The 21436-nt window shown below is 54.6% G+C and carries 19 protein-coding genes; 8 read left to right on the top strand and 11 right to left on the bottom strand.

Annotated elements, in window-relative coordinates; translation table 11 throughout:
* Positions 1-143 precede the first annotated feature (143 nt).
* The gene (gene ndk / locus BLU64_RS15655) at positions 144-575 is read right to left on the bottom strand and encodes a nucleoside-diphosphate kinase (protein ID WP_026742310.1); all 432 of its coding nucleotides are present in this window, start codon (positions 573-575) and stop codon (positions 144-146) included.
* A 397-nt stretch (positions 576-972) separates the two neighbouring features.
* Here ndk and sseA point away from each other — a divergent pair, with 397 nt between their 5' ends.
* Positions 973-1833, top strand: a complete 861-nt coding sequence (gene sseA, locus BLU64_RS15650; protein WP_026742311.1) for a 3-mercaptopyruvate sulfurtransferase — start codon at positions 973-975, stop codon at positions 1831-1833.
* Between the two features lie 294 nt (positions 1834-2127).
* Here sseA and sseB read toward each other — a convergent pair whose 3' ends face one another.
* The 5 genes from sseB to trmJ all read right to left on the bottom strand — a co-directional run bounded on the left by sseB (position 2128) and on the right by trmJ (position 7814).
* The gene (gene sseB / locus BLU64_RS15645; RefSeq protein WP_026742312.1) at positions 2128-2922 is read right to left on the bottom strand and encodes an enhanced serine sensitivity protein SseB; all 795 of its coding nucleotides are present in this window, start codon (positions 2920-2922) and stop codon (positions 2128-2130) included.
* A gap of 123 nt (positions 2923-3045) precedes the next feature.
* Entirely contained in the window at positions 3046-4341 is a 1296-nt protein-coding gene (gene pepB, locus BLU64_RS15640; RefSeq protein WP_074729352.1) for an aminopeptidase PepB, read from the bottom strand.
* A gap of 786 nt (positions 4342-5127) precedes the next feature.
* The gene (locus tag BLU64_RS15635) at positions 5128-6345 is read right to left on the bottom strand and encodes an IscS subfamily cysteine desulfurase (RefSeq protein ID WP_026742314.1); all 1218 of its coding nucleotides are present in this window, start codon (positions 6343-6345) and stop codon (positions 5128-5130) included.
* A 119-nt stretch (positions 6346-6464) separates the two neighbouring features.
* Positions 6465-6959 carry a Fe-S cluster assembly transcriptional regulator IscR gene (gene iscR / locus BLU64_RS15630; RefSeq protein ID WP_026738381.1) on the bottom strand — a complete coding sequence of 165 codons (495 nt, stop codon included), beginning with the start codon at positions 6957-6959 and terminating at the stop codon, positions 6465-6467.
* 132 nt (positions 6960-7091) lie between these two features.
* The gene (gene trmJ, locus BLU64_RS15625; protein WP_026742315.1) at positions 7092-7814 is read right to left on the bottom strand and encodes a tRNA (cytosine(32)/uridine(32)-2'-O)-methyltransferase TrmJ; all 723 of its coding nucleotides are present in this window, start codon (positions 7812-7814) and stop codon (positions 7092-7094) included.
* 120 nt (positions 7815-7934) lie between these two features.
* On the opposite strand from trmJ, the gene suhB reads away from it, so the two are divergent.
* The 4 genes from suhB to BLU64_RS15605 all read left to right on the top strand — a co-directional run bounded on the left by suhB (position 7935) and on the right by BLU64_RS15605 (position 12259).
* Complete coding sequence (gene suhB / locus BLU64_RS15620; protein WP_026742316.1) at positions 7935-8738, top strand: inositol-1-monophosphatase; 804 nt, start codon at positions 7935-7937, stop codon at positions 8736-8738.
* 514 nt (positions 8739-9252) lie between these two features.
* Positions 9253-10377, top strand: a complete 1125-nt coding sequence (locus BLU64_RS15615) for an ABC transporter substrate-binding protein (protein WP_051625483.1) — start codon at positions 9253-9255, stop codon at positions 10375-10377.
* Between the two features lie 5 nt (positions 10378-10382).
* The gene (locus tag BLU64_RS15610) at positions 10383-11465 is read left to right on the top strand and encodes a FecCD family ABC transporter permease (RefSeq protein WP_074729350.1); all 1083 of its coding nucleotides are present in this window, start codon (positions 10383-10385) and stop codon (positions 11463-11465) included.
* Positions 11462-12259 (top strand): ABC transporter ATP-binding protein, encoded by a 798-nt coding sequence (locus tag BLU64_RS15605; protein ID WP_026742319.1) that lies wholly within the window; start codon positions 11462-11464, stop codon positions 12257-12259. Before BLU64_RS15610 ends, BLU64_RS15605 begins: the two co-directional genes overlap by 4 nt.
* 80 nt (positions 12260-12339) lie before the next feature.
* Here BLU64_RS15605 and BLU64_RS15600 read toward each other — a convergent pair whose 3' ends face one another.
* The 4 genes from BLU64_RS15600 to glyA all read right to left on the bottom strand — a co-directional run bounded on the left by BLU64_RS15600 (position 12340) and on the right by glyA (position 16612).
* Positions 12340-13389: a nickel/cobalt transporter gene (locus tag BLU64_RS15600; RefSeq protein WP_074729349.1), complete on the bottom strand. Its 1050-nt coding sequence runs from the start codon at positions 13387-13389 to the stop codon at positions 12340-12342.
* Entirely contained in the window at positions 13380-13985 is a 606-nt protein-coding gene (locus tag BLU64_RS15595; protein ID WP_036152747.1) for a DUF1007 family protein, read from the bottom strand. Before BLU64_RS15595 ends, BLU64_RS15600 begins: the two co-directional genes overlap by 10 nt.
* Positions 13986-14057: 72 nt before the next feature.
* Entirely contained in the window at positions 14058-15227 is a 1170-nt protein-coding gene (locus tag BLU64_RS15590; RefSeq protein WP_026742322.1) for a 3-phenylpropionate MFS transporter, read from the bottom strand.
* Between the two features lie 131 nt (positions 15228-15358).
* A complete protein-coding gene (gene glyA / locus BLU64_RS15585) occupies positions 15359-16612 on the bottom strand; it encodes a serine hydroxymethyltransferase (protein WP_074729347.1) in 1254 nt (417 codons plus the stop codon).
* A 487-nt stretch (positions 16613-17099) separates the two neighbouring features.
* Between glyA and BLU64_RS15580 the strand changes: the two genes are divergently transcribed.
* The 3 genes from BLU64_RS15580 (at position 17100) to BLU64_RS15570 (ending at position 20927) form a co-directional block, all read left to right on the top strand.
* The gene (locus BLU64_RS15580) at positions 17100-18302 is read left to right on the top strand and encodes a polysaccharide lyase (protein ID WP_074729345.1); all 1203 of its coding nucleotides are present in this window, start codon (positions 17100-17102) and stop codon (positions 18300-18302) included.
* 412 nt (positions 18303-18714) lie between these two features.
* The gene (locus BLU64_RS15575) at positions 18715-19911 is read left to right on the top strand and encodes a pectate lyase family protein (RefSeq protein WP_026742325.1); all 1197 of its coding nucleotides are present in this window, start codon (positions 18715-18717) and stop codon (positions 19909-19911) included.
* 785 nt (positions 19912-20696) lie between these two features.
* Positions 20697-20927 (top strand): hypothetical protein, encoded by a 231-nt coding sequence (locus tag BLU64_RS15570; RefSeq protein ID WP_139171526.1) that lies wholly within the window; start codon positions 20697-20699, stop codon positions 20925-20927.
* Between the two features lie 84 nt (positions 20928-21011).
* On the opposite strand, the gene glnB is transcribed toward BLU64_RS15570, so the two are convergent.
* On the bottom strand, positions 21012-21350 hold the full coding sequence (gene glnB, locus BLU64_RS15565; protein WP_026738393.1) for a nitrogen regulatory protein P-II: 339 nt from the start codon (positions 21348-21350) through the stop codon (positions 21012-21014).
* Between the last annotated feature and the right edge of the window lie 86 nt (positions 21351-21436).

The following is a 21436-nucleotide window of genomic DNA, read 5'->3' as shown; positions in this document are numbered from 1 at the left end:
GCCTCGTTGTTACACGTTATGGCTCGAAAGAAGTGATAAAAGAAAAGCCCCGGCCGAGCGCCTGCTCGCTCCGGGGCGCGGCATTGTACAAAGTTTAATAGAGCGGTGCCAGAGCCACTCAGCTTTTAATTCTTGGTCTCAGCTTAGCGGGTGCGTGCGTGCAACTCATCCGCACTGAAGAAATAGGCGATTTCGCGTTCGGCGGATGCCTGAGAGTCCGAACCATGCACCGCATTTTCAGTCAGGCTATCTGCGTAGTCAGCGCGCAGCGTGCCCGCCAGCGCATTCTCAGGATTCGTCGCCCCCATCAGGTCACGGTGACGCTGCACGGCATCTTCACCTTCCAAAACCTGAACCATAATGGGACCGGAAGTCATGAACGTCACCAGACCGTCAAAGAAAGGTTTGCCCTTGTGCTCAGCATAAAAGCCTTCGGCCTGTTCGCGAGTCAGATGAAGCATTTTGGCAGCAACAATCTTGAAGCCTGCGCTTTCAAAGCGGTTGTAGATAGCGCCAATCAGATTCTTGGCGACCGCATTGGGCTTAATGATAGAAAAAGTACGTTCTACCGTCATAGTGACCTCATTTGATAACTGTCTGATAACTGCCGGTTAAAAATGATGACTCCGGCACCGTAAAGTGGCGCAGATTATAGGGTTGCTCTTCCATCTTGCCTACGGTCAAATAACATTTTTTTAAAATAACGTTATCTTATCGTCCTTTTCCTATCATTATAACGCTGAATCCTTGTCTGACACTCACTCTCTGCCCGACCTGCGGCACGGATAGCAAACAAACCACCGCTTTTCATCTGTTTCATCCGTGTGTCCCAATCACGCACGCATTCCTGAAATAGCGTGCGCCGAAACTGGCATGAGATACAGGTTTGCACTTGTCCGTTGCTAAAAAATCACTGACAATTCAATCCTCATCTTATCTCGGGCTATATCGACAGCCCGCACGGGAGGTCACATGTCTGTATCCAGCTCCGACATCTTTGTCACCGCCGCTTGGCTGAATTCTCATCTTAACGACGCGGATATCACACTGCTTGATGCGCGGATGCTTCCGCCTGGTGATACCTCGCGGGATATCCAGGCCGAATATGAAGCCGGACACCTGCCAGGAGCGGCTTTTTTCGATATCGAAACGCTATCGGATGCGGCTTCGCCTTTGCCACATATGATGCCGGATAGCACATCCTTCGCTCAGGCGATGGGGGATCTAGGCGTGAGCGAAGACCAACACTGCATCATTTACGATGAGGGTAACTTATTTTCAGCACCTCGCGCCTGGTGGATGCTGCGAACTTTCGGCGTGACCAAGGTTTCTATCTTGGCTGGCGGGCTGGCCGGATGGAAACAGGGGCAACGACCACTGGAGCGGGGAAATGTCTCCCATCAGACCCGGACATTCAACGCTCGGCTGGACGCCGGCGTGATCTGTCAGGCCGAGGTCGTGCTGGCAATCACCCATGATCATTCCGCGCAGATTGTCGACGCCCGTCCGGCACCACGCTTTGCTGGCGATGTCGATGAGCCTCGTCCAGGACTGCGCCGCGGGCATATTCCCGGCAGCTTTAACGTACCGTGGAATGAGCTGGTGGAAAACGGCGCGCTGAAAACGCCGGAGGAGCTGGCCGCCGTATTCAAACAGAAGGGGATTGATATTCAACGTCCCATCGTCGCAAGCTGTGGGTCCGGCGTGACGGCAGCGGTGATCGTATTAGCGCTGTATGTGCTGAATGCTCCTCAAGTCAAACTGTACGACGGCTCCTGGGGCGAATGGGGCGGCCGAGACGACCTGCCTATTGAAACTGGCGCGGATCGCTAAGGCCAATCCGCCCGAAATCGAAAATAGCCTCGTGAAAACGGCCACTCAACGTGGCCGTTACAGCGTGAGTGATAGCAGGTATCACACACTCAGCGGTAGATAAGGTTCTTGCCTGACGTGGCCGAACGGGCCGCTATCGTTATCGATCATGAGGCGCGTTCGCGCGCAGCGCCATAGATGCGTTTGGCTTTTGCAGCTATACGGTCAAGCGGTCAAGCGGTCAAGCGGTCAAGCGGTCAAGCGGTCAAGCGGTCAAGCGGTCAAGCGGTCAAGCGGTCAAGCAACATTATCCGCTCAGGCGTGGCCGCTGTTTTTAAAGTCGCGAAGAAAGCTGCCCCACTTACGCTCATAAAATGGCGTGGTGTGCTTGATCATATAATGACTGATGCCCGGCTCGTTGTCGGCAACGACGCAGAGGTCGATTGGGCGATCGTCCGGCAGCGTGTCGCTGGCAACGGTGCCTGCCGCCTGAATGATCGCTTCCACATCTTCATCCACGTCGATGCCAACCAACAGATGCGGTTGTTCTTCGTCCGGTTCCTTGATTTGCACCAGAAACGCACGGCGCACCCCGGGATATTTCGCAAACAGCTGGGTCAAAGAGTCGATCATCTGCGCGGGCATTTCTGCCGGCTGACCAATCAGGACTTGAGTGTCCTCCTCAATCACCTTTTTCGTCACGAGTCCGGTGCCTTCGCCAGCCAACAGGTGTTCAACCTCCTGCGGCAGAAACTCTTTCCCGTAAGGCAATTTCGGATTGAGGAATAACACGGCGCCCTGTGTCAGTTCGAACAGCGCTCGCGCCGGTAAGGCCAAAAAGGACTGTTCTTCGGTGATGGCTGACTGTAAAGCCTCAAGGGAAGAAAAAAATGGGATCGCCGAAGTGCCATCCGGCTTCTCCCAATGCTGAAGATGCACATGGCTTCCGGCCTGAAGCGTCTGCTCACCAAAAGTGGTATTACCGTCGCTGTTTCCCAGTACGTACACTGTAGCCGTCATCAGTTCGCTGAAAAATTCGGGCCGATGCGCAGGCTCCGTGGCAGCGCGTATCAGCGCCTCTTCCAGCGTGTTTTGTGGTGAAAATTCCATCAAACCCCTCAACACTTTCATGCCTGCGCTTCACGTTGAAGCCGCGCAGGCCTGTTGTTATGCTCGCGCGGTGTTACCGCACATTGTTTTGTAGCGGGTATTAACTTGCCCGCCGTCGCTTATTCAGCCTGCTTTACGCAGCAGGAAGTCCGCCAGCGTGCGCACCCCCAGCCCGGTCGCGCCAGCCGACCATTGATCGACAGCGCCCTTACGATAGGTCGCCGAACAGTCAATATGGAGCCACCCTTTCTGGTAGTTTTCCACGAAGTAGGACAGGAAAGCCGCCGCCGTGCTGGCGCCCGCAGAATGCGCCGGACTGGCGATATTATTCAGATCCGCGAAGTTGGATGGCAGATGCTGGCGGTGAAACTCTTCCAGCGGCAGACGCCAGAAGGGTTCGCCCTCGCGTCCTGCGCTGGTGAGTACATCCCCGACCAGCGCATCGTCAAAACTGAGCAGGGCATGGTAGTCGTTCCCCAATGCCATCTTCGCGGCACCGGTCAGCGTGGCGCAGTCGATAATCCACTGCGGCTTCTGTGCGGATGCGTCGATCAGTCCGTCGGCGAGCACCAGACGCCCTTCCGCATCCGTGTTCATCACCTCGACAGTCTTGCCATTGCGGTAGCTAATGATGTCGCCCAGACGGAATGCGTTGCCGCTCACCATGTTGTCGGCACAGCACAAATACAGTTTGACGCGCTGCTTGAGTCCACGCGCTGCCGCCATTGCCAATGCGCCAGTCACCAGCGCCGCGCCGCCCATATCGGACTTCATCGAATCCATAAAGCCGCTGGGCTTAAGGCTATAGCCACCGGTATCGAACGTGATGCCCTTACCGACCAGACACGCCATCACCGGCGCATCCGGGTTGCCAGTCGGATTGTAGTCGAGCGCCAGCAATACCGGCTGGCGGTCTGAGCCGCGCCCAACGGTATACAGGCCGGAATAGTTCTGCTTACGCAGGTCTTCGCCTTTGGTAATGCGGTACGACACCGCGTCGCAGTTGACGGAACACAGCAGATCTACCGCGCGGGTCGCCAGCTGTTCCGGCCCCAGCGATTCCGCTGGCAGGTTGATGGTATCGCGCACCCAATCGACGATTTTCAGGCGGCGGTCCAACTCCTGCTGCGCAACTTCATCCAGCGCTGCCCATTCAACGGTGCGCTGCCCCTTTGGTCCACGGTAGCCCTGCCAGAAAGCCCAGCTACTTTCGAGATCCCATCCTTCGCCTTCCAGCTTGACGCGTTTAATGCCCTGACCGTCGATTTTACGGCCAGCGCGCTGGATGGTGACCAGCGATTTTTCGCCTGTCAGATGGATGGTGAACCCCTGTTCGCCAGAGGTTAATGTTGCTTTTTCGCCCCAACGAGCATCAGCCGGCTGGTGGGAAAGGGTAATCGGCATAATTTCGGTTGTCATAATCACGTTCCCTATTGCGCATTTCTTTAATCAGGCTGGTCAGCCATGAAGAAGAGAATATCGGCCGCCTCGATGGCGCACCTGTCGTGCTGGTTATTCAGCTTTTATCCAACCAGAGAACCGCATCTCTTCCAACCTTTTCAGGTCACGGTAAGGTGGCCGATCGTTCAAATCATCCCTATGCTCATTCCATCATGCAGAGGGGTCACTCTTACGGGAATCGGTATGGCAATATTCGACCGCCGATCCTCGTATCAATCCGTCTCGCCCAGCAGGCAGACGGAGCATAAGCCAGTGCGTGTATCAATATAGTGTAATGTGACGTTTTTACGGCCCATACGTCATCTTTGCCCTCGGTGGTCACCGGACGTTCTCAAGTACCGCCCTCTTGTCATCGATACGCGCTCACGATGCCAGTACCAGGACAGGTTATTACCAATCCTGCCCCATTAGTCCTGCGACAAAAACCTGGGTCAAGATAGCATATCTACGCCCCGCCACTGGCGTAACTCGCCGGGAATCACGCTCAAAAACAGGAAAATCCCACGTTGTATCAGCACAAAGGACGTTTTAAAGCCAGTCAGGTGAGAGGGGATCCGGAGCGGTCGGCAGAAAGCCGTGAACAACTTGAAGCGTGGAGCGCGTGATTGAGCGTTTAACGCTCTCGACTCGAGCGTTAATTCAATCCCTTACCAGGTAATCAATCGATGACGAGGAGAGTTAACTGCAGCGTTGACCGAGCAGAATCGCCCGGTCAACAACACCTGTCGGGATGATGGCAACGCCTTAGGATTGAGGCGCCAAAGCAATGCTGGCGTTCTTCGCGTTCTGTTTAAACGCTTTCCAGTCTGGAGAGACGTTACGCAGCCGGTCGACGGCTTTATGTATCTGCCCAACGGCGTAATCTACTTCCTCTTCCGTGCTGAAACGCCCCAGCGAGAAGCGGATGGAGCTGAGCGCCAGCGTTTCGTTAACCCCCAGCGCCCGCAGCACATAAGAAGGCTCAAGGCTGGCGGAAGTACAGGCCGAGCCTGAAGAGACCGCCAGGTCTTTCAACGCCATGAGCAGCGATTCGCCCTCGACGTAGTTAAAGCTGACGTTAAGAAGGTTAGGGATGCTTTGAGACAGGTCGCCATTCAAATATATTTCTTCAATATTCCGAATGCCGTTCCATAGCCGATCGCGTAGGGTCCGCAAGCGCGAAAAATCTGTTTCCATTTCTTCCGCCGCGATGCGATAGGCTTCGCCCATGCCAACGATCTGATGCACCGGCAACGTCCCCGAACGCATTCCGCGCTCGTGGCCGCCGCCGTGCATCTGGGCTTCGATACGCACACGCGGATTGCGGCGAACAAACAGCGCGCCGATACCCTTCGGGCCATAAATCTTGTGACCGGAGAACGACATCAGATCGACATTGAGCTGGCCGAGATCGATCGGTAATTTACCGACGCTCTGCGTGGCATCGACATGGTAGAGAATGCCGCGACGATGACACAGATCGCCGATAGCGGCGATATCCTGCACCACGCCCACTTCGTTGTTGGCATGCATGATGGAAACCAGAATCGTGTCGTCGCGAAAAGCGGCTTCCAGCACATCTAAGTCGATGATGCCGTGGCTCATCGGCGTGAGATAGGTGACGTCGAACCCGTCACGCTCTAGCTGATGGCAGGGATCCAGCACGGCTTTGTGCTCAGTCACGCAGGTAATGATGTGCTTACCCTTTTCCTGATGAGCGGCGGCAGCGCCTTTGATCGCCAGATTATCCGCTTCCGTGGCGCCCGAGGTGAAGACGATTTCACGAGGATCCGCGCCAACCAGATCAGCAATCTGGTTGCGGGCGACGTCCACCGCTTCTTCTGCCTGCCAACCATAACGATGCGAACGGGACGCGGCATTACCGAACGTACCGTCCATCGTCAGGAACTTCATCATTTTTTCAGCCACACGCGGATCAACCGGCGTCGTGGCTGAATAATCCAGATAAATGGGTAACTTCATTGCTCATTAACTCCGTACTTCACACCAAAACGTACTCTGCGTTTTGTTTATAGTCGGGCGCTCCTGCCCGCACCCCTCAGGGCCAACGCCATACGTTGTCAGACGTCCCCGAACCTTTTTCAGGCGCGCAGGTTAACGTTGATCGTTTCCTGGGTGCGGCCGGTAGAGGTACGACGCGTGTCGGCATCCTGACGGTCGGCAACATCAAGAATATCTTTGTTGTTGACCAGCTCGCCCAGAGTGATGTTGTTGAGGAAATCGGTGATGCGGTCGCTCAGATCGCGCCACAGCGTATGCGTCAGGCAGCGATCGCCGCCCTGGCAACCTTCGCGCCCCTGGCAACGGGTCGCATCGACCGATTCGTCTACGGCGGAGATAACCGCACCGACGGCGATATCATTAGCGTCTCTACCCAGCAAATAGCCGCCGCCCGGTCCACGAACGCTGGAAACCAGGCCGTTTTTACGCAGGCGGGAGAAAAGCTGTTCAAGATACGAAAGCGAAATGCCCTGACGTTCAGAGATGTCGGCCAGAGGAACAGGGCCTTCCTGAGAATGCAGTGCTACATCCAGCATGGCGGTAACGGCATAACGGCCTTTAGAAGTCAGTCTCATATCAATGGTATCCGTAGAATGAACCCATGTTTTTTAAACACAGGAGGGGTCGAAATGTGACATTAGTCTGTCATTCCCGAGTATTTCAGTCAAGTATTTATCCGAGTAAAACACTCAACTATTACTCGCTACTCACCGGTCATTCTTATGGATAGAACTCAGGATGCCACGCAGAATATTAAGCTCCTGACTTTCCGGGCGCGCGCGGGTAAACAGTCTACGCAGCTTGCTCATGACCTGCCCCTGATGCGACTGACGGATGAAACCGGTCTCGTGCAACGTGGACTCCAGATGCTGATAAAAGCGCTCCAAATCGTCCACCAGCGGATACGGGGTTTCTTCATGATTGGGCGTATCCATCTGCTCATTATCCAGATGCGCGACGCGGATTTCGTAAGACAGAATCTGCACCGCCATCGCCAAGTTCAGCGAGCTGTACTCCGGGTTTGCCGGGATCGCCACATGATAATGGCATTTCTGCAGTTCATCATTGGTCAACCCGACCCGTTCACGGCCAAATACGATGGCGACAGGCGCATGTCGCGACTCTTGCGCGCTACGAACGCCACATTCGCGTGGCTCCAGCATTGGCCACGGCAGCGTACGCGAACGGGCGCTGGTCCCAATAACCAGACTGCAGCCTTCCAACGCCTGATCCAGATTTTCAACCAGCGTCGCATTCCCGATGACGTCGCTCGCGCCGGCGGAAAGCGCGATCGCCTGTGAATCAGGCTTAACCAACGGATTAACCAGATAAAGATTGCTCAACCCCATGGTTTTCATCGCCCTTGCGGCCGATCCCATGTTGCCGGTGTGGGACGTTTCCACCAGGACAATGCGTATATTTTCTAACATGCTGACTCAATAGTGCGAAAAAGGAAATGCGGACTATGTTAACACAATCTTCGCTATTTTCTCTTTTGCTGGTATACTGCGCGCCGATTTCTGTTCTTTAACATTCTTGTGGACGATACCATGCATCCGATGCTGAACATTGCCGTGCGCGCCGCGCGTAAAGGCGGTAATTTAATTGCCAAAAACTATGAAACGCCCGACGCCGTCGAGGCGAGCCAGAAAGGCAGTAACGATTTTGTCACCAATGTCGATCGGGATGCAGAGCGCCTGATTATTGAAATCATTCGCAAATCATACCCTCAGCACACCATCATCAGTGAAGAGTGCGGAGAACTGGTCGGAGAAGACCAGGATATTCAATGGATTATCGATCCCCTGGATGGCACTTCCAACTTTATTAAACGTCTGCCGCACTTCGCGGTTTCCATCGCTGTTCGCATCAAAGGCCGCACCGAAGTTGCGGCTGTGTACGATCCAATGCGTAATGAGCTGTTCACCGCCACTCGCGGTCAGGGCGCTCAGCTGAACGGCTATCGTTTACGCAGCAGCAACGCTCGCGACCTGGACGGCACCATCCTCGCCACCGGCTTCCCGTTCAAGCACAAACAGCATTCCGCCAGCTACTTCCGCATGATGGAAGGTCTGTTCGGTCTGTGCGCGGACTTCCGCCGCACCGGTTCCGCCGCGCTGGATCTGGCTTACGTTGCCGCGGGCCGCGTTGATGGTTTCTTCGAAATCGGCCTCAAGCCGTGGGACTTTGCTGGCGGTGAACTGCTGGTACGTGAAGCAGGCGGTATCGTGACCGACTTCGTCGGCGGCCACAATTACCTGACGACCGGCAACATCGTCGCAGGCAACCCGCGCGTGGTGAAATCCTTGTTGTCCAACGTCCGCGACAACCTGAGCGATGCATTGAAACGTTGAGTTTGTCCCGGTTAGTCGACTTCGGTCGGCTAACCGCCGTTTTCTTTTATTCCTGCCACGGCCCCCAAGCGTTTTCCCTTATACACTTCAGTAACGTCCCCCCTTCATCAAGCGCCACACTCGCCGGTACGTGCTCCCTATCTCAGCCTGCGGACCTCATTGACGCGCTGATGCCGAACTGGTGATCTCATCCATTCGTTTCGATTCATCATGACGATGCCGACAGACCAGGCGGAAACCAAAGGACTGTAACGAGGATTCCCTGTACACAATACCCCCAATGCATCAATGACCTTAGGTGGTTTCCGTCTTACGTGAATAACCTCGTCATTATCCAGCTTTGTCGCTTTTTTAAGATGAAAGGCGTGAATTTCCGCATATTGGCGACGTAAAGGTCGAACACCTCAACGCTCACTAACTTTTGTTTTTTAACTTTTTCGTTGGTTGAAAGCCCCCCCTTTCACATATGATAATAATTATTAAACTCATTTTAAGGACGGAGTGCCGTCTCGTTATGTTCATCCCCCTGTTTCGACATGTTTTGCTGGTCGCCGCACTTACGGCTTCCTTTATTAGCCATGCTACGCAGTATCCCGTCACGGTGACCGATCTCGACGGGCAGAACGTCACGCTCAAGCAGGAGCCACGGCGCATTGTCTTGCAGGACGGCCGAGACATCATGGCGCTGGCGCTGTTGGATCGCGAGGATCCATTTCAGCGGTTGGTGGCCTGGAATAACCTGCCCAGAACATCCGACACCGCGACATGGAACATGTTGAAAGGCAAATGGCCGCAGGCAGCGTCTATCCTGGAAATGGGATTCAGCGATAAAGGCGATATCGAGCTGGAAAGCGTACTGGCGCAGCGGCCCGACCTGATGATTGCGCAAATGCGCGCCAAACCCTCGCTGACCGATAACGGTATACTCAGCAAATTGCGCACGCTCGGCGTCCCCGTCATCTTCATCGATTTTGAAATCGCGCCGGTCAAAAACACGACCGCCAGCATAGCCCTGCTGGGACACGTGCTGAACCGCGAAGATAACGCCAAAGCCTATACGGATTTTTATCACCAGCATCTCGCCGCCATTCAGCAACGCACCGCCGCCATCACGCCGAAAGCCAATGTGTTCATCGAAGCGCTGGCCGGTCGTTCTGAAACTTGCTGCTTCAGTCATGCACATAACGGCTGGGGCGGGCTGGTCGAAGCCGTCGGCGCACGGAATATCGGCTCAACGCTGCTTCCGGGCGCCTATGGTTATGTGTCTTTGGAAAAGCTCATCAGCATGAAACCGGACGTTTACATCATGACCGGGTCGAAACGCGGCGACGGCGCCAGTCCGCTGTTGCAGCTGGGTTATGGCGCGGACAAGGCGAATCTCGATGGCAGAGGAAACCAGCTGCTCAGCCGGACCGGCGTGGCACAAATTCCAGCCGTGCAGAAAAAACAAGCATTCGGCCTATATCACCACTTCTATAATCACCCGTACAATGTCATTGGTATGGAATATCTGGCTAAGGCAATCTACCCTCAGCAGTTCAGCGATCTGAACCCGGACGCCTCCTACCACGACATTATTCGCCGCTTCACGACATTGCCCGATAGCGAATTTATTTTTTCCTGGAAACAGGCTGAGTAACTTTCATGAGTGTTACGACCGAATCGACTCACCATGGTAGCCCCGCTGCCAAACAACGCATTATGCATCGCTATCAGCATATCGTGCGACATCGCATGCTGATTATGGCCGTCCTGGTGATAGCGATCGTCGCCTCGCTGCTGCTGGACTTTGTCCTCGGCCCATCGGGCCTGCCGCTGGAAACGCTGTGGCAAACGCTGACCGACCCCGCGGCGGCAGATGCCGGTATCCGCGTGATTGTCTGGGATATCCGTCTGCCCTATGCGCTGATGGCGGTCGTCGTCGGCCTGGCGCTGGGGCTAGCAGGCGCGGAAATGCAGACGATCCTCAATAATCCGCTCGCCAGCCCGTTTACGTTGGGCGTCTCCTCAGCCGCCGCGTTTGGCGCGGCGCTGGCCATCGTGCTCGGTATTGGCCTTCCCGGCATTCCAGCCCAGTGGTTTATCTCCGCCAATGCGTTCCTGTTCGCTCTGTTGGCCGCGCTGCTGCTTGATGCCATCACCCGCTGGACACAGGTCGCCTCTTCAGGCGTGGTGCTCTTCGGCATCGCACTCGTGTTCACCTTTAACGCGCTGGTGTCCATGCTACAGTTCGTCGCCAACGAAGACACGCTGCAAGGGCTTGTCTTCTGGACAATGGGCAGTCTGGCCCGCGCATCGTGGGAAAAACTCGGCGTTCTGCTGCTGGTGCTGACGGTGGTCATGCCGCTCTCGATGATGAACGCGTGGAAGCTGACGGCGCTGCGTCTGGGCGAAGACCGGGCGATCAGCTTCGGCATCAACGTGCGCCGTCTGCGGCTGGCGACGCTGCTGCGCATTAGCATATTGTCCGCGCTGTCGGTCGCCTTCGTCGGTCCCATCGGCTTTATCGGCCTGGTGGCGCCGCATATCGCACGGCTGATCTTCGGCGAAGATCACCGCTTTTATCTGCCGGCCAGCGCGTTGACCGGCGCGCTGGTGCTGTCGCTGGCCTCCGTGGTGTCCAAGAACCTGCTGCCGGGCGTCATCATTCCCGTCGGCATTGTCACCTCACTGGTCGGCGTGCCTTTCTTCCTGAGTATTATTCTGCGGCATAGGGGGAACGTATGAATTCGTCACCGAAAGGGCTGACCCTGGCCCACTTCCACGCAGGCTATCCCAAGCGCCCGGTGATCGGGGACCTCAACGTGCCGAAGCTCCCAAGAGGCAAAATCACCGTGTTGCTGGGACCGAACGGCAGCGGGAAATCTACGTTGCTGCGAGCAATTGCCGGGCTGGGCAATGCGAAGGGGGACGTCTATCTGGACGACGTGAACCTGATGCAGCAGCCTTTCAGCAAGCGCGCCGAAAAGGTGGTTTACCTCCCTCAGTCGCTGCCGGCCGGGGTGCATCTGCACGTCCTGGAGTCGATTATCGTCGCCCAGCGCGCCAGCGGAGGTCTGTCCCTGCGCGACGATAAAGACGAGGTCATGACGCTACTCCAACAGCTGGGTATCGAGCATCTGGCTCTGAGCTATCTGGACCAGCTATCCGGGGGGCAAAAACAGCTGGTCGGGCTGGCTCAGTCGCTGATCCGTCAGCCGTCGCTGCTCCTGCTGGATGAACCGCTCAGCGCGCTCGATCTCAACTACCAGTTCCACGTAATGGATTTGGTGCGTCGAGAAACCCAGCGCCGGAACATCGTCACCGTTGTGGTGGTCCACGACATTAACATCGCACTTCGCCACGGCGATCACGTGTTGATGCTGCAAAATGGTCAGTTGATTGCCGACGGGGAGCCGGCGGAGGTTATTACCGCAGAGAGTCTGGCGCGCGTTTACGGCGTACGAGGGCGTATTGAGCGTTGTTCACAGGGCATACCGCAGGTGATGATCGACGGACTGGTCACGGAGCCGGTGCAGTAACCCTCCCCGCCCTGGGCTACACCAAGGCTTTGGACCGGCAGGCTTTCCAGCTCAGCGAAGCCGCGCCGCTCCATCCACAACTATCCCGCGAACGGGCGAATGCCGCCCATCATGGCTGGTTGGGCGCTGACATACAGCACCACGCCCACCACCATGAGTAATGCGCCGCCGCTCAGGGATAAGGCACACCAGAAAAGTTGCTGCCACCGAGGTGAAGCCCGTCCTGCGCCGAGGCGCGTCATCAGCCGTCGGCAGGTGCTGACCGCCGCCGCCAGCAGGGAGAGCGTAAAGGCGGTGCCCAATGCCATCGTCAACGCAGACAAAATTCCCCAGCCATACACGCCGAGGACTTTGGCGAACAACAGCACCAGTATCGCGCCCGAACAGGGACGTAATCCCATCGCCAGCACCACCATTAAGCGAGCACGCCACCCGCCGTCTTCGGCAAGCGCTTCCGGCGGCGGAACATGCTGATGCCCACAGCCGCATCCCGCATCATGCGCGCCAGAACCGCGGATATTCTCGACGCGCCTCACCGACGACGACGGCGCTGCCGTCAGCGGCGCAAGCCGCTGGATGCGGGGAGGACGGGACCCCGCTCGCGCCGCAAACAGCCGCCGCACAGCCCGTACGCACAGCCATACCCCGAGCAACATCACCAGCAGGTAACTGCCCTTCTCTATCCAAAAACTGCTGACGTGCAGCACCCGGCTGGAGAGCTGCAACACGGAGAGCACTATCGTCACCAGCATCACCGCGACCATGCCCTGCAACAGCGATGCGGCGAAGGTGAGCTGGAGGCTGCGCTTCAGGCGAGAGGGATGCGTAGCGAGATAGGTGGCGATCACCACCTTGCCGTGGCCCGGCCCAAGCGCATGCAAAATGCCGTAGGTCAGACTGAACGCAAGCAGGCTCCAACCGGCGCGATGCGGCTGCGTGCTGACCGCTTCCATCAGCTGCGACATTTGCTGGTGAAGCGATCGTTGCCAGATGACGCTTTGGCGCAGCATCTCCGGCCACCAGGCCCAGACTTCATAGAGTCCCCAGCCCAAGGCCAGCAGCAAGATCAACAGCGGCCACACAGCGCGGCGCGCGTGACCGCCGGAATGAGAAGAGAGATTTATTGGCATTGCAATGCGACCCGCTGTGCAAATTGTTGACCCAGCGCCATGTCTTCGTCCGGGCTGTCATTTTTATCTAACGAGAGCGCATAAGACTGCAACGAAGCATCCGGTTTCGGCGTCGTCAGCGTAGTATGGCAGCGAGACGACAATGCCGGATTAACGGCGATCGCATTGTCCCCTTTGTAGGACATGTCGACGAAGTAGGTCGGATCGTAGGTGGATATCAGCAAAGGTTTTCCCGCCAGAGGCTGAGGATGGGCCAGCGGGAGCACGAACTCTAGCACCGCCTGATTGCCGTGACGAGAAAGATGATATTCGCTTGGCACCGGCGCATATTTAACCGGCTCGCCATCGCGAAAGATATCGGTGAAATAGTGCTGACCCAGCACGTTGGCCATGACTTCCGCCGCCAGCTTCTTCCAGACTTCCGCCTCTTGGGACGCCGCGCCCGCATCGTAGAGCAGATCGGCGGAGGTCATAGGATCCATCGTCCACGTCATGCGCAGGCCGGTGATGAGATCGTTTTGCCCCTCCACGGTCATGCGCATGTCGATAAAACTGTGCGGGTGCGCTAACGCCTGCGAAGTCGCGCCACATCCCATAATCATCAGCGCCGCCGCCAACCGGCCAGGCCATCGCGATGTGATTGCACCGAATACCATCGTCACCTCTGATTAATGATTTTCTTTCAGGGAGGTCTTCGTCTTCGCCGTATCCGGCAACCGGAAAAACAGGACCGGAGCCGCCAACAATGCCATCACCCAGAATGTTTTGCCCTGCAGATGGCTGAATAGATAACCGGAAAAGAGCGTGACCAAAGCGATTCCGCCGCCCATCGCCAACGCGGAATACACCGCTTGCAGCTTCAACACGTCACTGCCCTGTCGCGTGGAGATAAAGCGCATGGCCGACAGATGGCATATCGTAAACGTCCCGCAGTGTAATAGCTGAATCACGATCAGCCACGGCAGCGACACGGTCGCTCCCATCAGCCCCCAGCGGATCACGCCGCATGCGGCAGAGAGCAACAGCAGTCCCTGCGCCGTCCAGCGCCGAAATAAACGATGACTGAGCGCAAAAATCACAATCTCTGCGACCACGCCCAGCGACCAAAGATACCCCGCGACCGACGCCGAGTAGCCCATATTCTGCCAGTAAATGACGCTGAAGCCGTAATACGCGGCATGCGCTCCCTGCAACAGGGTAACGCCAAGCATAAAGCGCCACACGGCGGTTTCACTCAATAACTGACGCCATGGGGTTGAGGCAAGATCGGTCGCCTTAGACGCCGCCGCCTGGGGCGCGGTTTCAGGCCGAAACAACATGCCTAACAACATGCACAGCAGCCCGGCGCAGAGAACCATCAGAATGGCCGGATGCCCCCAGACGGCAATCAGGTCGCCGGTGACCGCAGAACCAATAACAAACGCGATAGATCCCCACAGCCGCACCCGCCCGTAGTCCATCGTGAGCTGTTTCCGCCAGGTACTTGCCAGCGCATCGGTCAGCGGCACCAGCGGCGCGAAGAACAGGTTGAACCCAATCATGACCAGCAGAAGCCACAACCACGCATTGCCGAGCCAGAACCCGAAGGCCATGATCAGCGAGACCAGCGCCAGACCGCGCAGTGCGCCGATGAGCCGGGACGGATGCCCGACCCCGGCAGTAATCGCCAGACTCCCGCAACAGCGAGCGACCAAACCGGCGCCGAGCAATAGCCCAATGGTTTCATCCGATAAACCTTCTCCCTGCAGCCAACGCCCCCAAAAAGGCAAAAAGATGCCGTAGCAGAAAAAGTAGGTGAAATAGCTGAGAGCCAGCCAGCGAGTGGATCGTAAAACCATGGGTTCTCCTGTGTTCGGCTGGCTACTTTGGCAAAGATGTTTGACTGGCGCAACCACGTCCGACAGATAAAAAAACGCCAGCGTTGCGCTGGCGTTTATTCGTGGTGCGTGACGGAGCACGCATCGCAGGCTTAGGCGTAAACAGGGAAACGAGCGCAGAGTTCCAGCACTTTCTGCTTGGTGCGCTTAATCACCGCTTCGTCGTTGATGTTATCCAGCACGTCACAAATCCAGCCAGCCAGTTCGCGCACTTCAGCTTCTTTGAAGCCCCTGCGGGTCGCGGACGGCGTACCGATACGGATACCGGAGGTCACAAATGGGCTTTTAGGATCGTTCGGCACGCTGTTTTTGTTGACCGTAATATTCGCCCGGCCCAGCGCGGCATCGGCTTCCTTACCCGTGATATCTTTGCTGACCAGATCCAACAGGAACAGGTGGTTTTGCGTACCGCCGGACACCACGTTGAAACCCCGTGCCAGGAACACATCCACCATCTCTTTGGCGTTTTTTGCAACCTGCTGCTGGTAAACGGTAAATTCCGGTTCCATCGCTTCTTTCAGAGCGACGGCTTTACCGGCGATAACATGCATCAGCGGGCCGCCCTGACCACCCGGGAATACCGCGGAGTTCAGTTTCTTATACAGATCCTCATCACCGCCTTTCGCCAGGATCAGACCGCCTCGCGGACCCGCCAGGGTTTTATGCGTCGTGGTGGTGACGATGTGCGCATGAGGCACCGGCGTCGGATAAACGCCGGCTGCAACCAGACCCGCAACGTGAGCCATATCAACGAACAGGTAAGCGCCCACGCTATCAGCGATTTCACGCATTTTCGCCCAGTCGACCACGCCGGAATAAGCAGAGAAGCCGCCGACGATCATTTTCGGTTTGTGCGTACGCGCTAATTCGGCCATTTCGTCGTAGTCAATCTTGCCGCTTTCGTCAATGCCGTAGGGGACGACTTTGTACAGCTTACCGGACAGGTTGACCGGCGCGCCGTGAGTCAGGTGACCGCCGTGAGCCAGGTTCATACCCAGAATGGTATCGCCGGGCTGCAGCAGCGCAGTATAAACCGCAAAGTTGGCTTGCGAACCCGAGTGTGGCTGTACGTTGGCGTAGTCAGCGCCGAACAGCGCTTTCGCGCGGTCGATGGCCAGTTGCTCAACAATATCGACATATTCACAGCCGCCGTAATAGCGTTTGCCCGGGTATCCTTCCGCATATTTGTTGGTTAGCTGAGATCCCTGTGCCTGCATGACGCGTGGGCTGGTGTAGTTTTCTGAAGCAATCAGCTCAATATGTTCTTCCTGACGCACGACTTCCTGCTGCATGGCCTGCCACAGCTCGGCATCATAATCGGCAATGTTCATTTCACGCTTTAACATCCGGATCTCCTGACTCATAACGTGCATTTTTTACAACGCAATATAATCACCCCGAAAGGCACTGGCTTATAGTGTAAACCGATTCTCACCGGCGAAGATAGGCTTTGACGGAGGTTTTTGCGCAAACGATTAGCTCCAGTCTGCGCAAGGGTTTTGCCTTTCCTTTACCTCTCTGCGCAGGGCGACTTTTTCTCATCAGGCACCTGTATCTTTTTCATGTTGGGCTGCGTCCTCATTCGCTGGCGCCCCGTCCTTCCCCTCCTTGTTCCCGTTGAGATTTTCTCTTGATGGTCTCTAAGACCATTCTGATACTAAGTATTTTTTATATTACCTTTTGACCAAGAATAATTATTACCAATAACGATATTGAACCTAACTATATGGATTGCTAATTTCCTCGCCTTGAACGGATTTCAACCACCCGCCCTTCATTCTCACACCAGGGAAACGTAGGCGAGCTACGTGGGCAAAATAAGGAGAAAACCTCATGAGTCGTCTTATACCTCGCACTGGATCAAGCCATCCCGGCCGATTGACCTCGTCCCCCTTCTTGCTGAAAACGTCGGCGAGTTTACTGTTTGTCAGCGTTGCAACGGCACTGATGTCTTCCAGCGCAATCGCTGGTTCTGTGCTGACGCAGGAAGCCCTGACCACCGCACCGGCCGTCGGTTGGGCATCACAAAACGGTTCCACCACCGGTGGTTCCGCCGCAGCGGAAGAGAACATCTACAGCGTCGCGACGATCGACGAGTTCAAAACGGCGCTGGCGGCTGGCAGCGCCAGCAAAATCATCCAGATTACGGCGCCTATCGACATCAGCGGCGGCACCGCCTATACGAGCTTTGACGATCAAAAAGCACGCAGCCAGCTCCAGGTCCCTTCCAACACCACAATCATCGGTATTGGCGACCAGGGTAAACTCACCAACGGTTCGCTGATCGTCAAAGAAGTCAGCAACGTGATCTTGCGGAATCTCTATATTGAAACGCCGGTTGACGTTGAGCCGCATTTCGAGTCGGGGGATGGCTGGAATGCGGAATGGGATGCGATGAATGTTCAGACCGCCGACCATGTATGGATCGATCATGTGACTATCAGCGACGGCAGTTTTACGGACGACAAGTACACGACCAAGGATGGCGAAACGTATGTACAGCACGACGGTGCGCTAGATATCAAACGCGGTTCCGACTATGTCACCGTTTCTAATAGTCGCTTTGAGCTGCATGATAAAACCGTCCTGATCGGGCATAGCGACAGCAATACCGCCCAGGACAAAGGCAAACTGCACGTCACTTTCTTCAACAACCTGTTTAACCGGGTACGTGAACGTGCGCCGAGAATTCGTTTCGGCAACGTACATGCCTTCAACAATGTCTATATCGGGGACGTAAAAGACACGGCTTATCCTTACTTGTACAGTTTTGGCATCGGCACCAGCAGCAGCCTATTGTCCGAAGGCAATGGTTTTACCATTAGCAACCTCAGCAATAGCTGCAAAGTGCTGAAAGCTTATAACGGCAAAATCTTCTCGGATAAAGGCTCCATGCTGAACGGCAGCGAGATCGATTTATCTACCTGCGGTTTTACGGCATACGCCGACACCATCCCGTACAGCTATACCGTACAACCGATGACGACCAGCTTGTCTGACGAAATCGCCGGGAATGCCGGCTTCGGTAAACTCTAAATAAAAAACGGCAATCGTACAAAGGTTATTAATCCGCGGTTGCCGCTTTACTCTATTTTTATTGAACTGAAATTAAATCAACTAACAAGTCAATAAGAAAAGACCAATAACAATGCAGCAAATCTCTTTCAGTAATACCTATAAAAAATGATAGGAATAATACGAATTTCAACAACACCTCTCTATTTATCAATGTATATAATCACGCCACGCAATATTCATTTCGTCTCAACCTTCCACAAAGCAATACCTTTTTTATTTAATTTTAACTTTCTCTCAGAAAAACGATTTCGATCAAAAAACCAAGCTTACAGTTCTGAATAATACGAGCCTATTACTTAATACCTTTATATCACCTCGATTAATTAAGAATTTTATTAATCATTTTTTATAACAAAGAAGGAACTTGTCGATGAACGTCACTCATTTATCTAAAGGGACAACCCCAGTGTTTTCTGGATCACTTTCACGTATTTTCTCTTATGCCAAACCTCTGCTGATTGCCAGCATCACTGCCGCGTTGATGATCTCCAACGCCTCGGCCGCCAGTCTGCTAAGCGCTCAAGGCCGTACTGCGGCTACGGTAGGGTGGGCGACTCAGAACGGAACGACCAGCGGGGGCAAAGCCGCCGCCGCCGCCAATATCTACACGGCGAAAAACATCACTGAGTTTAAAGCAGCGTTAGCCGCCAAAAGCACGGCGAAGATCATTCAAATTACGGGAACCATCGATATAAGCGGGGGTAAAGCCTACTCTTCCTACAACGACCAGAAGGCACGCAGCCAGCTTCTCATTCCGTCGAACACCACCATTATCGGCATCGGGACTTCGGGTAAATTTACCAAGGGTTCGCTGGTGATTAGCAGCGCCAGCAACGTTATTATCCGTAACGTTTATATCGAAACCCCCGTCGACGTCGCACCGCATTATGAATCGGGCGATGGCTGGAATGCTGAATGGGACTCCATCAATGTGATTACGTCTCACCACGTCTGGATCGACCATGTCACCTTTAGCGACGGTAGCTTTACCGACAACAAATACACCACGAAAAACGGTGCAACCTATGTGCAGCATGACGGCGCGTTAGATATCAAGCGGGGGTCCGACTATATCACCGTCTCCAATAACCGTTTTGAACAGCACGACAAAACCATCTTGATTGGCCATTCCGATAGCAATGGCTCACAGGATGCGGGCAAACTGCGCGTGACCTTCTACAACAACCTGTTCAACCAGGTCCGTGAACGTGCTCCGCGCGTGCGTTTCGGCAATGTTCATGCATTCAATAACGTATTTGTCGGTAATGTGAATGCCTCCGTCTACGCCTATCTCTATAGCTTCGGTATCGGCACCAGCAGCAGCTTGTTGTCGGAGAGCAATGCGTTCAACATCGCCAACCTAAAGAGCAAGTGTGGTGTCGTGAAGGCGTTTAACGGCAAAGTCTTTACCGATAAAAATTCACTTATCAACAATAGCGCCGCTGGCTTATCAAGCTGTGGTTTCACAAACTATACCGCTAAGATACCTTACTCCTATAAAGTGCAGACCATGAACACCAGCTTAATCAAAACCATCATGGCTGGCGCGGGTTACGGAAAAATCTAATCCGGAACATCTACAACGCGCGAAAGTCAAACGTGGTAAGTCACGGCCGGTCTATATTGGTAAAATAACAGTTTGGTCGGCCAACATAATAAAGCAGCGCAAATACAACCCTATTTGCGCTGTTTTAATGTTAAATATTCAAGCATAGATAGTTTTATCATGGATAAAGCGCCGTCACCTCATCGTTAATATTCAAAAAAAGCAAAACACTTTTTTTATATCTTGAAAAACATAATTTCTGCTTAAAGAATATTGGCGACCGGATTGATATAAAAAATGACAACAATCGACAAGAACTGTATTCATTCCATTTACCACCTTAGGATTTAGGCCTATCACCTAAGCTGTCCTTTATTATTAATTCATCGGTATCACACTCACGTCCTTGTCATCACTACAGACATTTCGATATTTCTACAGAAAGCTGACGCAGCCCTAATAGGGTATCTAACACGCGCTTGCATTATCTTCATAAATAAAACCGGAATGATTGCGTGAACCTCACGATGTTATCCCTATGATTTCTACTGATGCCATCGCCGATTTTTTTGCCTGCGTTTTCTGCGCGTCAATGCCATAGGGCCAATAGAACCTTTCTGCCTAAATCTGGCGACAGCCTGAGAATCCCTTGAGTATCCGCCCTCTTCCCAGCGGCTTCAACAGCGTGTTGAGACTCGTCATCCCGGCGTAGACAGCAGAAACAGAAGAGGTGGAATAATCTCACGCCAATACATAACCAAGCTTGGGATCAGGGAACAGCGAGTAGCCTGGAGGCAGTTGGGCAGTTGGGCAGTTGGGCAGTTGGGCAGTTGGGCAGTTGGGCAGTTGGGCAGTTGGGCAGTTGGGCAGTTGGCAGTTGGCAGTTGGCAGTTGGCAGTTGGCAGTTGGCAGTTGGCAGTTGGCAGTTGGCAGTTGGCAGTTGGCAGTTGGCAGTTGGCAGTTGGCAGTTGGCAGTTGGCAGTTGGCAGGGTAAAGAAATGGTAGGGACGAATATACCTGAATCAACGCCGACGTGATGATGCGGCCGACATTGATTCAGCAGCGTTTTCAGTAGTCTAAGAAAACGTCAAAAACCCAATAATCCCGTCGAAGAGAGGCACTTAAAGTGCGGCTTCATCTTCTTCCCCCGTACGAATACGCACGACCTGGCTGACGTCATAAACGAAAATTTTACCGTCGCCGATTTTACCCGTTTGAGCCGTCCGCATAATGGTTTCGACACAGGTATCAACAATATCGTCAGCAATAACGATTTCAATTTTCACCTTGGGCAAGAAATCCACCATGTATTCCGCACCGCGGTACAGTTCGGTATGGCCTTTCTGGCGACCGAACCCTTTGACCTCAGTCACCGTCATGCCGGTAATCCCTACTTCCGCCAACGCTTCACGAACGTCGTCCAGTTTGAAGGGCTTGATAATCGCATCAATTTTTTTCATCAAGAAATCCTAATCGTCACTTTGTCACGGCCGTAGCCTGGCATCGTTTATGCGATGGGCCGCGCGTCAACTCGCGCCCGCTATCA

This window comes from Lonsdalea quercina (genome assembly GCF_900107885.1).
Lineage (GTDB): Bacteria > Pseudomonadota > Gammaproteobacteria > Enterobacterales > Enterobacteriaceae > Lonsdalea > Lonsdalea quercina.
Note: the sequence above shows the minus strand (reverse complement) of the source record. Positions and strands in the feature narration are given on the sequence as shown.